Origin of the sequence: Amycolatopsis sp. 505 (assembly GCF_031625235.1) — a bacterium.
GTDB lineage: Bacteria > Actinomycetota > Actinomycetes > Mycobacteriales > Pseudonocardiaceae > Amycolatopsis.
This window is the reverse complement of record NZ_JACKQP010000012.1, coordinates 180,913-198,066: the sequence shown is the minus strand read 5'-3', so window position 1 is coordinate 198,066 and position 17,154 is coordinate 180,913. Positions and strand designations below refer to the sequence as shown.

General features: G+C 70.6%; 16 protein-coding genes. 8 read left to right on the top strand and 8 right to left on the bottom strand.

Annotated features, from left to right (window positions below; translation table 11 throughout):
- Positions 1 to 22 precede the first annotated feature (22 nt).
- Together H5965_RS38275 and H5965_RS38270 are read left to right on the top strand one after the other, a co-directional pair.
- Positions 23 to 301, top strand: a complete 279-nt coding sequence (locus H5965_RS38275; protein ID WP_310975932.1) for a hypothetical protein — start codon at positions 23 to 25, stop codon at positions 299 to 301.
- 22 nt (positions 302 to 323) lie between these two features.
- Positions 324 to 929 (top strand): GNAT family N-acetyltransferase, encoded by a 606-nt coding sequence (locus tag H5965_RS38270; protein WP_310975931.1) that lies wholly within the window; start codon positions 324 to 326, stop codon positions 927 to 929.
- A 429-nt stretch (positions 930 to 1,358) separates the two neighbouring features.
- On the opposite strand, the gene H5965_RS38265 is transcribed toward H5965_RS38270, so the two are convergent.
- Both H5965_RS38265 and H5965_RS38260 read right to left on the bottom strand, forming a co-directional pair.
- Positions 1,359 to 1,730, bottom strand: coding sequence for a hypothetical protein (locus H5965_RS38265; RefSeq protein WP_310975930.1), 372 nt, complete (start codon positions 1,728 to 1,730; stop codon positions 1,359 to 1,361).
- Entirely contained in the window at positions 1,630 to 2,421 is a 792-nt protein-coding gene (locus H5965_RS38260) for a hypothetical protein (RefSeq protein ID WP_310975929.1), read from the bottom strand. Before H5965_RS38260 ends, H5965_RS38265 begins: the two co-directional genes overlap by 101 nt.
- 1,063 nt (positions 2,422 to 3,484) lie before the next feature.
- Here H5965_RS38260 and H5965_RS38255 point away from each other — a divergent pair.
- The gene (locus H5965_RS38255) at positions 3,485 to 5,563 is read left to right on the top strand and encodes a tetratricopeptide repeat protein (protein ID WP_310975928.1); all 2,079 of its coding nucleotides are present in this window, start codon (positions 3,485 to 3,487) and stop codon (positions 5,561 to 5,563) included.
- 8 nt (positions 5,564 to 5,571) lie between these two features.
- Here H5965_RS38255 and H5965_RS38250 read toward each other — a convergent pair whose 3' ends face one another.
- Positions 5,572 to 7,371: a hypothetical protein gene (locus H5965_RS38250; protein ID WP_310975927.1), complete on the bottom strand. Its 1,800-nt coding sequence runs from the start codon at positions 7,369 to 7,371 to the stop codon at positions 5,572 to 5,574.
- A gap of 35 nt (positions 7,372 to 7,406) precedes the next feature.
- On the opposite strand from H5965_RS38250, the gene H5965_RS38245 reads away from it, so the two are divergent.
- Positions 7,407 to 8,312 (top strand): helix-turn-helix transcriptional regulator, encoded by a 906-nt coding sequence (locus tag H5965_RS38245; protein ID WP_310975926.1) that lies wholly within the window; start codon positions 7,407 to 7,409, stop codon positions 8,310 to 8,312.
- 97 nt (positions 8,313 to 8,409) lie between these two features.
- Positions 8,410 to 8,661, top strand: a complete 252-nt coding sequence (locus H5965_RS38240; RefSeq protein WP_310975925.1) for a DUF397 domain-containing protein — start codon at positions 8,410 to 8,412, stop codon at positions 8,659 to 8,661.
- Positions 8,662 to 9,211: 550 nt separating this feature from the next.
- Here H5965_RS38240 and H5965_RS38235 read toward each other — a convergent pair.
- From H5965_RS38235 to H5965_RS38225, 3 genes are all read right to left on the bottom strand, one after another.
- Positions 9,212 to 9,865, bottom strand: a complete 654-nt coding sequence (locus H5965_RS38235) for a response regulator transcription factor (RefSeq protein WP_310975924.1) — start codon at positions 9,863 to 9,865, stop codon at positions 9,212 to 9,214.
- A gap of 132 nt (positions 9,866 to 9,997) precedes the next feature.
- Positions 9,998 to 10,663 (bottom strand): polysaccharide deacetylase family protein, encoded by a 666-nt coding sequence (locus H5965_RS38230; RefSeq protein ID WP_310975923.1) that lies wholly within the window; start codon positions 10,661 to 10,663, stop codon positions 9,998 to 10,000.
- A gap of 2 nt (positions 10,664 to 10,665) precedes the next feature.
- Positions 10,666 to 11,331, bottom strand: a complete 666-nt coding sequence (locus tag H5965_RS38225; RefSeq protein ID WP_310975922.1) for a glycoside hydrolase family 11 protein — start codon at positions 11,329 to 11,331, stop codon at positions 10,666 to 10,668.
- A 206-nt stretch (positions 11,332 to 11,537) separates the two neighbouring features.
- Between H5965_RS38225 and H5965_RS38220 the strand changes: the two genes are divergently transcribed.
- Positions 11,538 to 11,864, top strand: coding sequence for a hypothetical protein (locus tag H5965_RS38220; RefSeq protein WP_310975921.1), 327 nt, complete (start codon positions 11,538 to 11,540; stop codon positions 11,862 to 11,864).
- A gap of 43 nt (positions 11,865 to 11,907) precedes the next feature.
- Here the strand turns inward: H5965_RS38220 and H5965_RS38215 are convergent, their stop codons facing one another.
- Together H5965_RS38215 and H5965_RS38210 are read right to left on the bottom strand one after the other, a co-directional pair.
- On the bottom strand, positions 11,908 to 14,448 hold the full coding sequence (locus H5965_RS38215) for an ABC transporter permease (protein WP_310975920.1): 2,541 nt from the start codon (positions 14,446 to 14,448) through the stop codon (positions 11,908 to 11,910).
- Positions 14,442 to 15,176, bottom strand: coding sequence for an ABC transporter ATP-binding protein (locus H5965_RS38210; protein WP_310975919.1), 735 nt, complete (start codon positions 15,174 to 15,176; stop codon positions 14,442 to 14,444). Before H5965_RS38210 ends, H5965_RS38215 begins: the two co-directional genes overlap by 7 nt.
- A 124-nt stretch (positions 15,177 to 15,300) precedes the next feature.
- Between H5965_RS38210 and H5965_RS38205 the strand changes: the two genes are divergently transcribed.
- Positions 15,301 to 16,500 carry a sensor histidine kinase gene (locus tag H5965_RS38205; RefSeq protein WP_310975918.1) on the top strand — a complete coding sequence of 400 codons (1,200 nt, stop codon included), beginning with the start codon at positions 15,301 to 15,303 and terminating at the stop codon, positions 16,498 to 16,500.
- Entirely contained in the window at positions 16,488 to 17,144 is a 657-nt protein-coding gene (locus tag H5965_RS38200) for a response regulator transcription factor (protein ID WP_310975917.1), read from the top strand. Before H5965_RS38205 ends, H5965_RS38200 begins: the two co-directional genes overlap by 13 nt.
- The last annotated feature ends 10 nt before the right edge of the window (positions 17,145 to 17,154 follow it).

The window sequence follows — 17,154 nt, the reverse complement described above, 5'->3', positions numbered from 1 at the left end:
CACCCCGCAGGGCTCGTGGCTGGTGGCGACCGGCGGGTCCGCGTCGGCTGGGTTCGACGTCGGGGCCGGGACCGCCCGCTCCGGCCGGAACAACGGCTGGCTGTTCGCCACCAACGGCTGCGGGCACCTGCTGCACAGCACGTACCCGTGGCTCGACGGCAGCGGCGCCCACCAGGCGGTCAACACGGCCCGGTGGAACCTCAACGGCGTCAACCCGGTGTTCGTCAAGGCGATCATCGGGGCGAACGGCTCGTCCAGGTTCGTCCGGCTCGACGATATGACCACGCAGTGCTACTGGTGACCGGGCTGTACCATCACTGCCGATGAGCTGGGCGGGGTGGAAGGTGCGGTTGCGGGAGGTCCGCCCGGCGGATCACCGCACCCTGATCGGCTTCGACCGCGGTTCCGACCGCCAGGTCGGCGGTTACCGCCACTGGGCGACCCACCGCGACTCGACGGGCGACGACTTCCACTTCGCGATCGAGACCCTGCACAACCGGACGCTGGTCGGGTCGATCTGGATCCAGGCCGACCCGGCCACCGGCCACTTCAGCTACGGAATCGGCATCGGGCCGCAGTACCGCCGCTGCGGGTACGCCGCCGACGCGGTCACGGTGCTGCTGGCGTACATGTTCGAGCTGCGCCGATACCGCAAGTGCGAAGTCAGCATCAACGGCAGCAACTTCGCCTCGCTGGCGCTGCACGGAGAGCTGGGCTTCCGCGAGGAGGGCCGCCCCCGCGACACGGAGTTGCGCCGCGGCGAGGTCCGCTACCCGGTCCTGATGGGGCTGACGGCGGCGGGCTTCGCAGAGCACCAGCCGGCATTCCTGGCAGCGCGCGGCCCGGTCCGCCCGTGGCGCGGACGGCACTGGCGGACGCCCCGCCGCGGACGCCACTGGCGAGCCGAGCACCTGCGCCCGGCCCGCTGAGGTCCAGCGGACACGCGGATTCGCGGGCACGCGGGCACCGGCTCGGCGGGCGCCGGCTCGACTCGGCCGCGTGCCCGGCGATCGCCGGGCAGGGCTCGCCGGCCTGCCGCGCAAGGCGGCGGCTGTTGGCTTGCCGCGCAGGCAGCCGCCGACCGGCCGGGACCCGCCTCACCGCGCGAACGCCGCCGCCGAACCGCGCAGCGCGAGCGCTCAGCGGCGGGCGGTGCCCTCCTCAGCCGCCGACGCAACAACCGCGGCCGCCCCCCTGAGCGGACCTCGCGCAGAGCGGTCCGCCACCCAGCCCCGCCACCTCGCCGGACGAACGCCGCCACCAGCCCACTGCACGCCCTGGTCGCCGAAGCGGTCGCGGAAGCCGAGCACGAGGTCGCCCCCGGCTTCGGCGCGGATGTCGGTCAGCAGCGGTTCCGGCTACGCGAGCAGGCTCCCGCCCTGCGGCGCGGGCGGCTGGTACTTGGCCTGCCATGGGTTCCAGAAGTGGGTGTTGCTGCCGTTCCACAGGGCGTCGCCGCGCTTGAAGGTCAGCGGCTGGTTCACGACCACTCCGCCGAACGTCCCGGCGGCGGCGTCGAAGGTGCGGATCACCACCCACTTGTCGGCGATCTTCTGCGTCGATTCGGCGGAGCACACCCCACCGACGAAGACGACGCCGTCGTGCACACCGAGGCCGCCCGACCGCCAGTCACCGGCCGCGGGGCAGCCGGGGTCCGGGATCGCGTAGCTCGCCTTCGGCGCGGCCGCGGTCGCGTCGTAGCGGTAGAGCTTGCGGTCGGCCAGGTTCACCACGAACAGCGTGCCGCCGTCCTCGCTGATCTGATCCGCAGCGCGCCGAGGCTTTCCTTTTGCCCACGACGTCGGCGAACTTCAGGTCGAAGCCGGTCTGCATGGCGTGGGCGGTGCCGCCCGGGACGGGCACCTTGGTGAACAGGGTGGTCTTGATCGCCGGGTTCGTCACGTAGATCGCGCCGCTGCCGCCCGTGCCGTAGGCGGTGGCGCGCTTGGCGAACGCGCTGGAGAAGATGCGCTTGTCCGGCTTGCGGTAGGCGATGCCGTAGACCGTCCCGGTGTCGACCCGGGCGGCCAGAGCGGTGGGCGGGCTCCCGGTCCCCCGCGCGGTTAACGGGAAGCCGATCAGGGATTTGGCCTGGGGATCGATCCCGGGTGCGATGCCGTTGCGCTGGCAGGCGGTGACCAGCGTGGGGTTGTCCTGGCAGTCGTCCGCCGGGTTCCACAGCCCCATCGTCAGGTCGGCCTTCTTGCCGCCGGAGACGTCGGCGAACGCGGTGAGGCTGCTCAGCCCGCCACCCGCCGGGGCCGGCTTCAGGTACGGCATCGACGCGGGAATGCTCGCCTCGACGCGGTACTTCCCGCCCGCCGGCTCGGTGGTGGCCAGCTTGACGGTGCCGTCCGCGGAGGTGGTCCCGGTGGCCGTGGCGCCGGCCGGGTCGGTGGCCTTCACCGGGATCCCGGCCACCCCGGTCTCCAGGGCGGGCTCGTAGTTCCGTTGCCGTTCAGGTCCCGGATCACCCGGACGGTCAAGGTGCCGTCGGAAGCGTCCGCGAAGGCCGGTCCGGCCGGGACGCTCAAGGGCAGCACCGTCGAGGCGAGCAGGAGTACCGCCCCGGAAGCCATCAGCCTCTTCAACGTTCACTCCACACAGCCAGGCCCTGCACGACCACTGTCCAAAACAAATGGTTGTGGGTGAGCTTAGAAGTAGGGAGAGTGACGTACCCGGCGAAGCCGGGTGAAAGCTTATCCGTTTTGCATGACTTCAAACCACACGATAAGGTGATAAGCCCCCACAATTCGAGTTACTGACGGCGACATCGATCGGGAACGTCGACACATCAACCTCGAGGGCGCGGCAATCTCCATTCCGCGACACCTTCCACCCACGACGGAAGTCGACTCTCGGCCGGCGAATGACTCGTTCAGGACGTCAGAGCTCCCGGACGAGTCTCGTTCGCGACGTTCCCGCGCGGCGCGTTCGGCCCTCCCCGGACCGCTCCCGGCACTCCGCAACGGGCCGCCAGAGTGACACCACGCACCGTGTTTGCTGTAGCGATGACGGAGCCGGCTGCGACTGCATGTCATGACCCCGTTCCCGGATGGCCCGTGGTTCCCATGAGCGAGGCGACACCACTCGTTGGGGAGCCGCGTCCGACTTCAGTGACACCTACTCGCGCCCCTATCGTTCGAGAGGTGTTCTGCTCATGCTTCTGCACGTGCACCCGTCCGGGTTACCCCGCCCCTTCCCGCCCGTCGAGCGCCGTTTCCAACGGCACCTGGTGTGGCTCCTGTGAAGGCACGGGAGTGAGTCCACTATCGCCTGCGAAGCGCACGGTGACGAACTCCAGCGGGTACCGGATTACCCCTTTTGCCGCCGCCAGGTGCTACGAACGGGCAATAGCGCCACCGGTAAAACGCCGGGACGCCGTCGAACTGGAACAAGCCTGGAAAGCGCGCACCGGAGCACGGTATGGTGGGTCGTTCCAGATCGTCGTACGGCGTGGCGTCACTCGGCGGGGAGCGAGCGAATGAGCGCTGAGATCGAGCCGGACAGGCTCGCGGTACCGATCACTCGCCGCACCCCGATAACTCGCTCGCAGGCGGCGCCGTACACGCTTCGCGACACGCCGCGGCAACTCCCTCCGGCCCCCCACTTGTTCGTCAACCGATCACATGAGCTGTCGGCCATTTCCGACAAAGTGCGGAAAACGCAGGACAACCGAGCGGCCGTCATCGTACTGACCGGACTGGGCGGGGTCGGCAAGACGGCGGCGGTGCTCAACTGGGCCCACCGTCACCTGGAGCGGTTCGCCGAAGGGCAGCTTTACGCCGATCTGGCCGACTACCGGCGTCCGGGCGGTGTGGAGCTCTCCGAGGTGCTGGGCAGTTTCCTCCGCGTCCTCGGTGTTCGCGAGGACTACGTGCCGTCTTCGTTCCCCGAGCGCGCCGCGATGTTCCGGTCCCGCACCTTGACCAGGCGACTGCTGGTCGTGCTCGAAAACGCGGACCTGGCAGCACAGGTGCGGCCGTTGATTCCCGGCTCCGGCCAGAGCGTCGTGCTGGTCACGAGCCGCCGCAAGCTGGGCGCACTGATCACCGAGGGAGCCGAATTCATCGACGTGGCTCCGCTGACGGTTTCCGACAGCAAGCTGCTGGTGACGGAAATGGTGCCGAAGCTCGCGAACACCGACCACGCAGCCGTCGGCGACCTCGTCAAGCTGTGCGGCGGCCTGCCCCTGGCGCTGTGCGTGGCCGGGGCCCAGCTGGCCATGCGCAAGCAATGGTCCATACCACGCCTGATCCGCTACCTCACGGACGAGGGACAGCGGCTCGACAGGCTGGCGTTCGACAGCGAGGAGGGAGTCCGGCCCATGTTCGACGCCGCTTACGGCGAACTACCGGACGACGTCAAGCGAATGTACCGCCTGCTCGGCCTGCACCCGGTACCGCAAGTGTCCTCGGAAGCCGCGGCGGCGACAGCGGGGCTCACCTCCGAAGCCACCGACGAGCTCCTCGGCGTCCTTCTTTCCTCGAGCTTGCTGCAGGAAGCCGGTGAAGACCGCTACCGGCTGCACGATCTCGTCCACCTCCACGCCCGGGCCATGGCCCAGCGGGACGAGCCGAAGGAAGCCGGCGATGCCGCCGTCGGCCGCATGATCGACTGGTACGCGCGCGCCGCCGCCGCGGCGGACCGGGCCGTGATGGGCGAGGGCCGCTGGCGCGTCTCCGGACGAAAGCCCGGCGAATCCGTTCCGCGGTTCGACAAATCCACCGCGATGGCCTGGTTCTCCGCGGAGCAGTCCGCCCTCCTCGCGATGGTTCAGGAGGCTTGGCGCCGGGAGATTTTCGACACGGCTTGGTGGCTTTGCGAATCACTGTGGGCTTTCTACTACAACATGAAGGTGTATTCGGATTGGCTCGAGACGCACCGGCTCGGTATCACCGCCGCACGCCGGTGCGAAAATCGTCCCGCCGAAGCACGCCTCCGCAATCAGCTGGCACGCGCGTTCATCGAATTGCGCGATTTCGAATCCGCCGACGAGCAGCTGGCGGCGGCCATCTCGGTAGCGGAAGGGGATCTGCGCTCGGAAGCCGTGGTCCTGGAGTCGCGAGGACTGCTGTTCCGCGCGCTGCGTCGCTACGGGGAGTCCGAGGACTGCCTGCGACGCGCCCGTGACCTCAACTGCCGGCTCGGCAGCGATCGCGGTGTCGTCCTCCAGACCTACCAGCTCGGGGACCTGCTGGTCCAGACCGGACGGACCGACGATGGCCTGCGCACGCTCACCGAAGCGATGTCCATCGCCGAACGGATCGACGACAGCATGTGCACCGCGAAGGTGGGGATCGCGCTGGGGAGCGCCTACGAAAGGCTGGAGCGCTTCGACGACGCACGATCGGTTCTCCGGTCCGCTGTCCAGAGGACCCGCGACAGCCGGCTACCGGTGAAAGAAGCTCAAGCGTTGGAGATCCTCGTCAAGGTGGCTCAGCGCGACAACGACCGGGACCTGTTGCGGTACTCCGCAGAGCGACTCGTTCAGCTGTACGAAGCGGCCGGGAGCCCGTTGGTGAACGTGGCCAAGAGCCTGCTCGAGGACGAGCCGTCCTGAGCGCCGGATCACCGCGGTGCCGGAGCGAAGCAGAACGTCTTGACCTCGTCCGGCCGGTAGCCGTATTCGACCCGCCCCGGCCGGTCCAGCGGGTACCCGTCCAGCCACAAGCGGTGCAGGACGTTGGCCGCGGCGAACAGGTCGTCGCCATCGACATCGATCCGGAGGCCGCCGCCACGCCAGCGGACAGCGCACCCGTCCGCATGGCGGTAGGCGGCGACGTAGGCGTTGGGGTGCTCAGTCGGCGGCAGGTCGCCTTCGGCCGTCCCCTCGCCGGACGGCGCCAGCATCTCGTGCACCCACTGCTCGCCCGCCACCCTGGTGAGCGGAGCCGAGTGGAGTAGCACCTCGCTGTTCGACCGGAAGGGCCAGTGCACCTCGGCGTGGTCGGCGGCCTGCCAGAGATCGTCGTCCGGGTTGTCCCGCGAATCCCGCGCGATCCGGGGCCAGCGTTCGATCGGGACGCGGATCGCTCCGGTGTCCGCGTCGTGCTCGACCCTCGTGGAGACGATCCAGGCAGTGATCCGGCAGCACGACATGGGCTCGGGGTCGCCCACCGGGGTCATCCGCGGCGCCTCGGGCAGGGCCGTGCGTCCAGCGAGGGCACGGACGACTGACCGGAACCTGGCCCACGACTGTTCTTGCTGCTGGAAGATCGAGTCGGCGATGTCCCGGGCGGACAACCGGCGCGGGCTGGCCAGGTGGTCCTCGATCTGGCGACGGAGGTCTCCCCCCAGGTCGAGCCGAGTCGCCTTTTCGCAGAGTTGCGCCAAGGGCGACGTGGGCTCCAGCTCTTCCCGTCCGTCGGCGGCCAGCAGGAACCGGCAGCCGATCGCCGCGGCGTAGATCGACAACGAGGAATGATCACCCAGGCAGATGTCGGCAGCGATCAAGCCGGCCTCCCACGGCGTGTGGGGCGGGACGACGATCAGCCCGCTGGCCAGCGCGTCACGCAACTTCGTCCTGATTTCGCCCGGCGAGTCGATGGACCAGACGTTCGGGTGCATGATCAGCAGGACACGGTATTGATCCATCGGGAGCTGCGCGAGCAGCCGCATCGGAAGTTCCGCGTCGCGCCCGACGGTGCTGTACCCACCCCAGGTCGACGTGATCACGACCAGCTTCTGGCCGGGGAGGACTCCGAAGCGTTCCCGGAATCCGTCACGCCTCCATCGTGACGCGACGATCCGGTCGAACACCGGGTCGCCGATGACCACGGCCCGATCAGCGGCCTCGGGCGCGCTCACCCGGAGCCGCTCCACCTGTTCTTCGTGGGACACACCGATCGCGCTGGGGTACACCCGTCCGTCGTCCATCGTGAGCTGGCTGTCCACGAGGCCGGTCGCGAACTCGTCGCTCCCACTCGACCATGCCACCAGCCGGTTGTACCCGGCACCGTGGGGGACCACGAACACCGGGCCACGGAGCTCGCCCAGCGCACGGGTCGCGTGGGCAGCGAGGACGACGTCGAACCGGATGGCCTTCGCTTCCGCCCAGGTCAGCACCTCGAAGCCCATCCCCTCGATGTGGCGCGCAAGCCCTCGGGCGAAGTCCGATCCCGGCTCGACGACGAACTTGATGCGCGGGGAGTCGGGGTAGAGCGCCTCGATCAGGGTGAGCAGGCGATCGAGGGTGGTGTAGGTCCGCACCACCATCAGGACCGAGTAGGACCAGCTCAGGGTCCGGTAGTAACGGCCGTCGTCGTGCCGACCACCCACTCGCTTATGCCCCGATCGTGCGTTCTTACTCACCAGTTGCTTACTAGCGGTAGCAGATGGTACTACTATTGCCCTATGGCGAAACGCCACCTGGCAGATGTCGAACTGGCACTTTGCTCACAGTCATGAAGCTAGCAGGCGGTGGCAAGGCCAGACTAGTAGAGAGTGGGCCGATCATGCTCGGGGGACGCAATCCGGTGGCCGCGCGACGCAGACTGCTGGGCGAACTCCGTCGCCTACGCGCCGCCGCCGGGTTGACGCAGAAGGAGGTGTCCGCCGCGCTCGAGTGGTCGATGTCCAAGGTGATCCGCATCGAGGGCGGCACCGTCGGGATCTCGATCACCGACCTGAAAGCGCTCCTCGCGCTCTACGGCGTCGAGGATCCCTCCGTCGTCGAGACACTCTCCGAGGCAGCTCGGGCCGCTCGCGAAAAGGCGTGGTGGGACGACTTCCGGGGCCAGGTCGACCCAACGCTGATCAACTTCATCGCCGTCGAGGCTTCGGCGACGAGCATGGGCGAGTACCAGGCGTTCGTCGTACCGGGGATTCTGCAGACCCCCGCCTACATCCGCGCGCTGAGCACTGTTTTCGACTCCTCGGAGGAGGCGATCGAGCGTGCGGTGTTCATGCGCACCGAACGCCGCCTTCTCCTGACCGAGTCCCCGTCCGTGGAGGCCCGGTTCATCCTGGACGAGGCAGCGATCAGCCGAACGATCGGCTCCGCGGAAGTGATGCGGGAGCAACTCGACTTCCTCGTGGAGCTGAACCGCCTGCCGAACGTCGCCATCCAGGTGGCCACGTTCGATCGAGGCGTGACCGACGGCATGCAGTCCTCCTTCACGCTCTTCGAGCTACCGGACCAGGACCACGTGGTCTACCTCGACCAGCCCGGCCGCGTGGTGCTCGCCCGTACGGACCCCGACGAAGTCGCCCGGTACCTTGACGCCTTCGACGTGCTGAAGCACCCGGACCACGCCTCCCCCGCCGACGAACTCGAGGCGACCATCGACCGCATCCGGGCGTCCGATTAGCCGAATGAGCCGAATTTCCTCGCTATTGCGAAATCGGGGTAGAATCGGACTGTTCTGCAGCACGTCCATTGGCCGGAGGTGATCCCTCCGGCCGATCATGGGTCGGGAGGGCCTGATGAACGGACGACTTGGCGCACCCATAATCGAGGTCGACGAGCGAGGCATTACCTGGCACCGGAGTTCCCGATCTCACCCGACTGCCAAGCCCGAGTGCACGGAAGTGGCCCTGGACGGCGAGATCGTTCGCGTACGGGACTCCAAATCGCCCCGATCAGGTGAACTGCACCTCAGCCACACAGCTTGGCGGGGACTAGTCCGCCGGCTACGCACAGACGGCGGAAGCAGCTGAGAGATGCTCTCGATTCCCCGTTCGCCTCGAAAGCGAGCGATCGGGCATATCGGCGGCGACTTCGGTCACTGCACATGCCGATGCACAGTTACGCGGAATTGGACATTTCCTGGCCATTTTGTCAGCTTTTTGACCACCGAGGTCCCGCCTCGGAGGGAGCCGCAGCCGGTGGAACTCAGCCGAAATCATTGCGCCTCCTATTTCTTGGATATTTTGAGGAGGGAACCCTTGGCGAGACCGAACCTCAGCGAGGTCGCTTCTCTCACGTCGGCGAGCGCATCACCAGCCGAAGACCAGGTCCGGTGCTGCCGGACGCGGGTCGCCGGGTGATCCACCCGGATCTCCACCGCCGGATGGTCCCGCTCCACCCGGGTCCCGCCCTAACTTCCTTTCCGTCGGAAAACACCCGGAAAGGAAAGCCATGAACGAAGTGCTCGGGTTCCTGTTCCTCCGCTTCGCCGTCATCGGCGGCGGAATCCTCCTGCTTGTCCTGCTACTGGGCGTGGTCGCGATCATCCTGAAGAAACTGGGCCGGTGAGCCGGGTTGCCGCTAAGCCGGGAACCCGCGGCCCAGACCGTGCTGCACCGCGTACCGCAGCGCTTCGATCCGGTTGCGCACGCCGATCTTCGCGAACGCGTTGTTGATGTGCGTCTTCACCGTCGCCTCGGCGATGACGAGCTCGGCGGCGATCTGGCCGTTGCTCATGCCCGCCGCGATCAGGCCGAGGACCTCGGCCTCGCGCGCGGTCAGCCCGTCCGGCAGCCGGTCCTTCCCGGCTCCCCGGCCCGACAACGCGGACGCCACGCGTCCGGACACGCCGGCTCCGAAGGTCAGCTGGCCCGCGACCACCGCTCGCAGTGCGGCCCCGATCTCGTTGCGGCCCGCGTCCTTCGTCAGGTAGCCGCGCGCGCCCGCCGCCAGGGCGCCGGCGATCGATCCGTCGTCCGCGTACGTCGTCAGGACCAGGACGGCGACCTCGGGGTGGTCGCGGACGATCCGCTCGGTCGCTTCGACGCCGCTCATCACGGGCATCGTGAGGTCCATCAGCACCGCGTCGATCCGGTCGAGCCGCCGCAGCAGGGCGAGTGCTTCGGCGCCGTCGGCCGCCGCACCGGCCACCTCGACGTCGTCGAGCAGGCCCATGAGCGCGACCAGGCCTTCGCGGACGGCCTGCTGGTCGTCCACCACGACCACCCTGATCACCCGCGGCTCCCCCATGATCCCCCTCCCGGCACCGGGAGGCAGGCTACCACCGGACGGCCGCCGGAGAATCCACTGTGGAGGTTCGGAGGGCGGCGCGGCGGGGTGCAAGCGCCGCGCCGCCCTCCGCACGCCTCAGGCCGGGGCGACCGCCCGCCCCGTCTGCGGCGAGATCATCCCCGCGCACAGCCCGCGGCTCGCCAGCGTGCGGGCGATCTGCGGGATGGCGGAGAGGGTGTTGGCCGGCCATTCGTGCATCAGGATGACCTGGCCGTTCGTGAGCCGGGCGTTGGCCGCGACGATCGCGCTGACGCTCGCGTTGTTCCAGTCGCCCGAGTCGACGTCCCAGATGACCTGGCGGAGCCCGTACTTGGCCGCCACCGACTGGACCATCGCGTTCGTTTCCCCGTACGGCGGGCGGAACAGCCGGGGCGTGCCGCCGCCCCCGGCCGAAATCGCCTGCTGGGTCCGGGAAATCTCGGAATCCACCTGCGCCTGGCTCTGCTGGGTCAGGTGCGGGTGCGTGTAACTGTGGTTGCCCACCCACATGCCCGCGCTCGTCTGGGCGCGGACCTGCGCCGGGTAGGCGGCCGCGTACTGGCCCTCGTTGAACATCGTCGCCCGCAACCCGTTCTGGCGCAACGCGTTCAGGATGGCCGGGGTGTGGGCGTTCGACGGCCCGTCGTCGAACGTCAGGCCCACGTACCCGTTGCACGCGGCCGCCCGGGCCGCCGGCGTGACGGCGATGGTGCCCGCCACGGCGAGGGCCGCCGTGGCCAGGATGGTGATCGACCGGCGCATGGTCAGCCCACCGTGATGTTCGAGTTGCCGCTGCTCTGGTAGCCCTCCGTCGCCAGGATCATGTAGTAGTTGAAGCTGCCCAGCCGCATGCCGGCCCGGCCCCACGCGTCGAAGTGGTTGCCGGTGGTGATGCTGCCGCCGGTCCGCCGCTGCTGGCGCACGCTCCAGTACTGGTTGAACGTCTTGTTGCCTTCGACGGACGGCGCGTTGTAGCGGGTCGTCTGGTAGATGTCGTACGTGCCGCCGTCGCTGGTGACGGTGCCCTTGTACGTCCCGGTCGGCCGCCAGCTGCCCCAGTTGTCGACGATGTAGTACTCGACGAGCGGGTTGGACGTCCAGCCGTAGAGCGCCAGGTAGCTGTTGCCGGAGGGGTTGAAGCTGCCGGAGTAGTTCACCGTCCGGCGGCTGCCGTTGCTCCACCCCTTGCCGGCGACGAAGTTGTTGACGTTGCTCCAGTTGGTCCGGTAGTTGCCGCCGGAGGAGAGCGTCATGGAGACCGAGCCGCCGCCGGCGGTCCAGAACGAGTAGTAGTACCCGTTGTCGGTGCCCGTCCGGTTGGACGTGATGACCGTGTCGGCCCAGGCGGTTCCGGGCAGGAATGCGGCGATCAGCGCAAGGACGGCGCCGCCGGCGAACACCCTGCTGCGGCCGCGTTTCTTGGTGAGCATGCTTCCTCCTCGTCGAGGCTGGCAGGCAAGCCAGGATGGGAAAAGCATGCGAGCGGTCCCGCTGGTCGGGCAATAACTTTCGGAAAGTTTCGATGATCGCGCGGGGCGCACCTCGCGTCAACCCCTAGGAATTACAGGGGGTTTCCCGCTTCCGGAAAGCGCTAGCGTGGGCCCCGCACCGTTCTCATTCACCACGGGGGGTTCACATGAAACGAATTGCGGCCGCGGCCGCGCTCGGAATCGTCGCGACGGCACTGCCGGTCACGGCGGGCCCGGCGTCCGCGACGGAGTCGGTCACCTGCGGCAACTACTGGACACCGGGCGCGTCCGGCCCGTCCGCGCGGGATTACCACTGGGGCAACTGCGGTTCCGCCGCCACGAAGATCGAGGTGTGGGGGCTGGCCTACGGCGGCGGCGTCCGCGCGAAGCAGGGCGAGAAGTGCGTGGCCGCGGGCACCTCGGTGCTGCTCGGGCAGACGACCCAGTACCTGGTGACTTCCTTCGAGGGCGTGGACACCCACACGGCCTGCTGACACCCGGGCGGGGTGAGCCGGCTCCGGCTCACCCCGCTCCCCCTTACTCGCGGACGCCGATCGCGTCGATCGGCCGGGCCCGCAGCGCCACCGACGTCGCCACCCCGATCGCCACCATCCCGAGCGCGGCCGCACCGGCGACGATTCCGAAGTAGACGGTGAGCGGACCGGCCGGGACCGGATTGCCCCGCAGCCCGAAGTTGAGCAGCGCCAACGGGACCAGGGCCACCAGCGTGCCCAGCACGATCGCGATCCCGACCGTGGCCAGTGCTTCGAGCCGCATCATCCGGGTCACCTGGCGGCGGGTCGTGCCGACCAGCCGCAGCAACGCGAACTCGCGGCCGCGCTGCGCGGTCGTCAGGACCAGCGTGTTGGCCACCGAAATCGCGAGGTACCCGACGATGACGCCGGCCGCGACCAGGTTCAGGTAGAACTGCGCCTGCCGCTCGCCGCCTTCCGGCGCGGTGCTGACGGACGCCGGGGCCACCACCAGTCCCGGGTAGGGCAACGCACTCAGCGCCGAGGCAACCGCGCCCGCGTCGGCGCCGGGCTGCCGCCGGATCAGCACCGAATCGTCCAGCCGGCCGCCGATGTGCTCGCGGGCCAGCGCGACCGGCAGCACGAAGTCGCCGAAGGCCAGGTCGTGCGTGTAGGTGGCGACCAGCCGCAGCTTCGCCGGGACGCCGTCGCCGAAGTAGAACTCGACCTCGTCGCCGAGCTTCTTCTCCAGCCAGTCCGCTTCCGCCCGGCTCAGCGCCACGGTGTCCCCGGTCAGGTCGGCGAGCCGGCCGGCGTCGACGCCCAGCTCGAGCGCGGCCCCGGCCCGGTCGCCCGCCAGGCCCTGCGCGGGGGTCCGCTGGACCTCCACGCTGTCGCCGACCGGCGTCGCGGTGATCACCGACGTGCGGACCACCGGCGTCGCCGCCGCGACCCCGGGTACCCGGCCGGCCGCCGCGGCCACCTCGGGCGAGAGCCCGCCCGGTGCGGTGAGCACGTAGTCGGCGGTCGTCGACCGCGCCGACTCCTGCTGGGCCGCCGCCGCGGTCGCGGTCGGCCCGTAGAAGGTGGCGAGCGCGAACGCCACGGCCAGCATCAGCGGGGTCACCGCCGCGGCGACGCGCCGGGCGTTGGCGTGGGCGTTCGCCCCGGCGAGGTACCCGCTGATCCGCCAGACCCGCGCGAGCACCGGGGCCAGGAACCGGGTGACCAGCCCGGTCACCTGCGGGCCGACCACGGCCAGCCCGATGACGACGACGAGGGTGGACATCGTCGAGATCGCGGCGGCGATGTCGCCGCGCAGGAACAGCGGGACGAGCGCGCCGCCGACGCCGGCCAGCACCAGGGCCCAGCCGGTGAGCAGCCGGCCGCGGCCCAGCTCACGGCGTTCCGCCGCGGCCTCGCCGAGCGCTTCGACGGGCCGGATCGACGACGGCCGCCGCGAGGCCGCCCAGGCCGCCAGCCGGGCCGCGCCCAGGCCGAGCAGGACCGCCGCCGCCGGCGGGAGCGGGCTGATCGCCAGCCCGAAGTCGGCCGGGATCACGCCGATCGCGGCGAACGCGTCCCGCAGGCCACCGGCGACCGCCAGGCCCAGCAGGCTGCCCAGCACGCCGGCGACGAGCGCGATCAGGGTCGTCTCGGTGCCGATGAGCTTGCGGATCTGCCGCGGGGTGGCCGCGACCGCACGCAGCAGGGCGAACTCCCGGCGGCGCTGGTTGATGGTCAGGGCGAGGGTGCTCGCCACCACGAACACCGCGACCAGCAGCGCGAACCCGCCGAACGAGCCGGCGATGGCCAGCAGCAGCACCCGGGTCTGGCTGACGTCGAGGAACTCGATGCTGCTGCGCTCGACGCCGGTGGTCACCTCGGCGCCGCCGGTGACCGCCCGCACCCGGTCGGCGAGCGTCTCCGGCGCCACGCCGGGGTCGGCGAGGACGCCGATCGCGTGCACCTGGCCGGGGCGGCCGGCCAGCTCGGCGGCCCGGCCGGGGGTGAAGAACAGGGCGGCTTGGCGCGCGGTGCCGTCGACGACGCCGCTCACCTTGAACGGCACCGGCCCGGACCGGGTGGTGATCCGCACCTGGCCGCCGACGCCGACGTCGGCCCGGCGGGCGAGGTCGGCGTCCAGCACGACCTCGTCCGCGGTGGCGGGCGCGGTTCCGCCGCGCAGGGTGAACGGTGCCAGCACGGCCGCGTCCCAGTTGTGGCCCAGCGACTCGCGGTCGGCGAGCACCCGGCCGTCGCGGGTGACGACCTGGGCCGGGAAGCTCTGCTCGGCCACGGCCGCGCGCACGCCGGGGACCGCGGCGATCCGCCCGGCCAGTGCCGCCGGGACCGGCGGCTGCTCGCCGACCTGCTCGGAGGACAGGGCGTCGGCGCCGGGCGGGCGCACGGACTGGGCTCCGCCGACGACGACGGCCGCGGCGGCGTAGCGCTGGGTGGGGACGCCGGCGCGCAGGCCGGATTCCATGAGGATGCCGCAGGCGGCGACCAGGGCGGTGCCGCAGAGGATGGCGATGAAGGCGCCGGCGAACCCGCCGAGGCGGCTCCGGATCGTCTGCCAGGCGAGGTCCAGCACGCTCACCACTCCCCGAGGTGCGTCATCCGCTCCGCGACCCGCTCGGGGGTGGGGTGCGGGAGGTGGCCGGCCAGCTTGCCGTCGGCCAGGAAGAGCACGCCGTGCGCGGCGGAGGCCGCGACCGGGTCGTGGGTGACCATCAGCACGGTCTGGCCCATCTGCTCGACGATCGCGCGGAGCAGGTCCAGGACCTGCCGCCCGGTGCGGGTGTCGAGGGCGCCGGTCGGCTCGTCGGCCAGCACGACCTCGGGCCGGGTGACCAGGGCCCGCGCGATCGCGACGCGCTGCTGCTGCCCGCCGGACAGCTCGGCCGGGCGGTGCTCCAGCCGGTTCGCGATCCCGACGCCGTCGACGACCTGCCGCAGCCACTGCGGGTCCGGTTTGGTGCCGGCCAGCCGCAGCGGCAAGGTGATGTTCTGCAGCACGTTCAGCGACGGCAGCAGGTTGTAGGCCTGGAAGACGAACCCGATCCGGGTGCGCCGCAGCTCGGTCAGCTGGCGTTCCTTGAGCCGGCCGATTTCGGTGCCGCCGAGCAGCACGCGCCCCGACGTCGGCCGGTCGAGGCCGGCCGCGCAGTGCAGGAAAGTGCTCTTGCCCGAGCCGGACGGGCCCATCACGGCGGTGAACGTCCCCCGGGCCACTTCCGCCGACACGCCGTCGAGCGCGGTGACGGCGCCGTCACCGGAGCCGTACACCTTCCGCACCCCGGTCAGTTCCAGCGCATTCGCTGTGGTCATTGCGATCCCCTTCGTTCTCTCCCAAGGAAAACTAGGGCGGCGCGGGCGGCGGATCGATCCTGTGGGGAGGTGGATGCGGGGTAGCGCCAGCACTACCCCGGGGGTGGGGTGGGACACTGTGGCCGTGACGACCCGCTTGCGCGAGTGCTGGTCGGCGGTTCGTTACCTCGTGGTCGGCGCCGGCACGTCGCTGCTGTCGATGTTCGCCCTCACCGGGCTGTTCGCCGTGGTCCTGCTGTGCCCGTTCGGCATCGGGATCCCGTCGCTGGCGCCGATGATCCGGCTGTCCCGGTGGCCGGTCGGGGTGGACCGCCGCCAGGCCGCGCGCCACCTCGGCGAGCCGATCCCCGAGCCGTACCGCGACGGCTCCCCGCTGAAGGACCCGGCGACCCGCCGCGACCTCGCGTGGCTCGGCCTCCACGCGGCGACCGGGACGATCCTGGGTGTGCTGTCGTTCGGCCTGCCGGTGAGCGCGCTCCAGCAGTTCGTCTTCGCCGTCGTCTGGCCGTGGGTGCCCGGCGGCATCGAGGGCCAGCTCGGCGTGGTCGTGAACTCGTGGCCCACGGCGGGGCTGAGCGTGCTCAGCGGGGTCGCGATGCTGGCGTTGTTCCTCCTGATGCCGCGCATCGCCCGGTGGAAGGCGGGGCTCGCGCGGCGGCTGCTGCGGCCCGCGCCCGGCGTCGTGCTGGCGGACCGGGTCGCCGAGCTGACCGCGACCCGGGCGGCGGCGCTGGAGGCCCACGGCGCCGAGCTGCGGCGCATCGAGCGCGACCTGCACGACGGCACACAGGCCCGGATCGCGGCGGTCGTGCTGCAGCTGGGCATCGCCGGGCAGCTGTACGACCGGGACCCGGCGACCGCGCGCGACCTGCTGGTCAAGGCCCAGGACACCGCGACCGACGCGCTGGCCGAGCTGCGCACGGTCGTCCGCAGCATCTACCCGCCGCTGCTGAGCGAACGCGGCCTGGCCGGGGCGGTGCGGGCGCTCGCCGAGCGCTGCCCGGTGCCCGCCGCGGTCGACGTCGAGTACGAGGCGGGCCGCCCGGCCGCGGTCGAGGCCGCGGCGTACTTCGTCGTCGCCGAGGCGCTGGCCAACGTCACCAAGCACGCCGACGCGTCCAAAGTGGACATCCGGCTCGGCGGCACGGCGTCGTTGCTGTACTTGGAAATCCGCGACGACGGCCGCGGCGGCGCGACCGAGTCGGACGGCAGCGGGCTGGCCGGCATCCGGCGCCGCGCCGAAGCCTTCGACGGAACCCTCACCCTGACCAGCCCACCCGGTGGGCCGACCGTGCTGCGAGTGGAGCTGCCATGCGGGTCGTGATCGCGGAGGACGACGCGCTGCTGCGCGAAGGCCTCGCCCTGCTGTTGAAGACGGCGGGCATCGAAGTGGCGGCGGCGGTCGACAACGCCGAGGACTTCCTGGCGTTCGTCGAGGGCGACCGGCCCGACGCGGTCGTGATGGACGTCCGCATGCCCCCGACCCACCGCGACGAAGGCTTGCGCGCGGCCGTCCGGGCCCGCGAGATCCACCCGGCGCTGCCGGTGCTGGTGCTGTCGGCCCACGTGGAGACGAGCTACGCGGTCGAGCTGCTGGCCGACGGCGTCGGCGGGGTGGGTTACCTGCTCAAGGAGCGCGTCGGCAAGGTCGAGCGGTTCCTGGACGCCCTCGAGCGGGTGGCGAAGGGCGGCACGGCGATGGACCCGGAGGTGATCGCCCAGCTGATGGCCCGCCGGCGCGCGGCCGATCCCTTGGCGGCGTTGACCGCGCGGGAGCGTGAAGTGCTGGCGCTGATGGCCGAGGGTTACAACAACGGCACCATCGCGGAGCTGCTGGTCGTCAGCGACGGCGCGGTGCTGAAGCACATCCGGAACATCTTCGCGAAGCTGGGCCTGCCGTCCGACGAGGGCGCCGGGCACCGCCGGGTGCTGGCGGTGCTGGCGTACCTCGGCCGGGATGCGGGGTAGCGCAGGCACT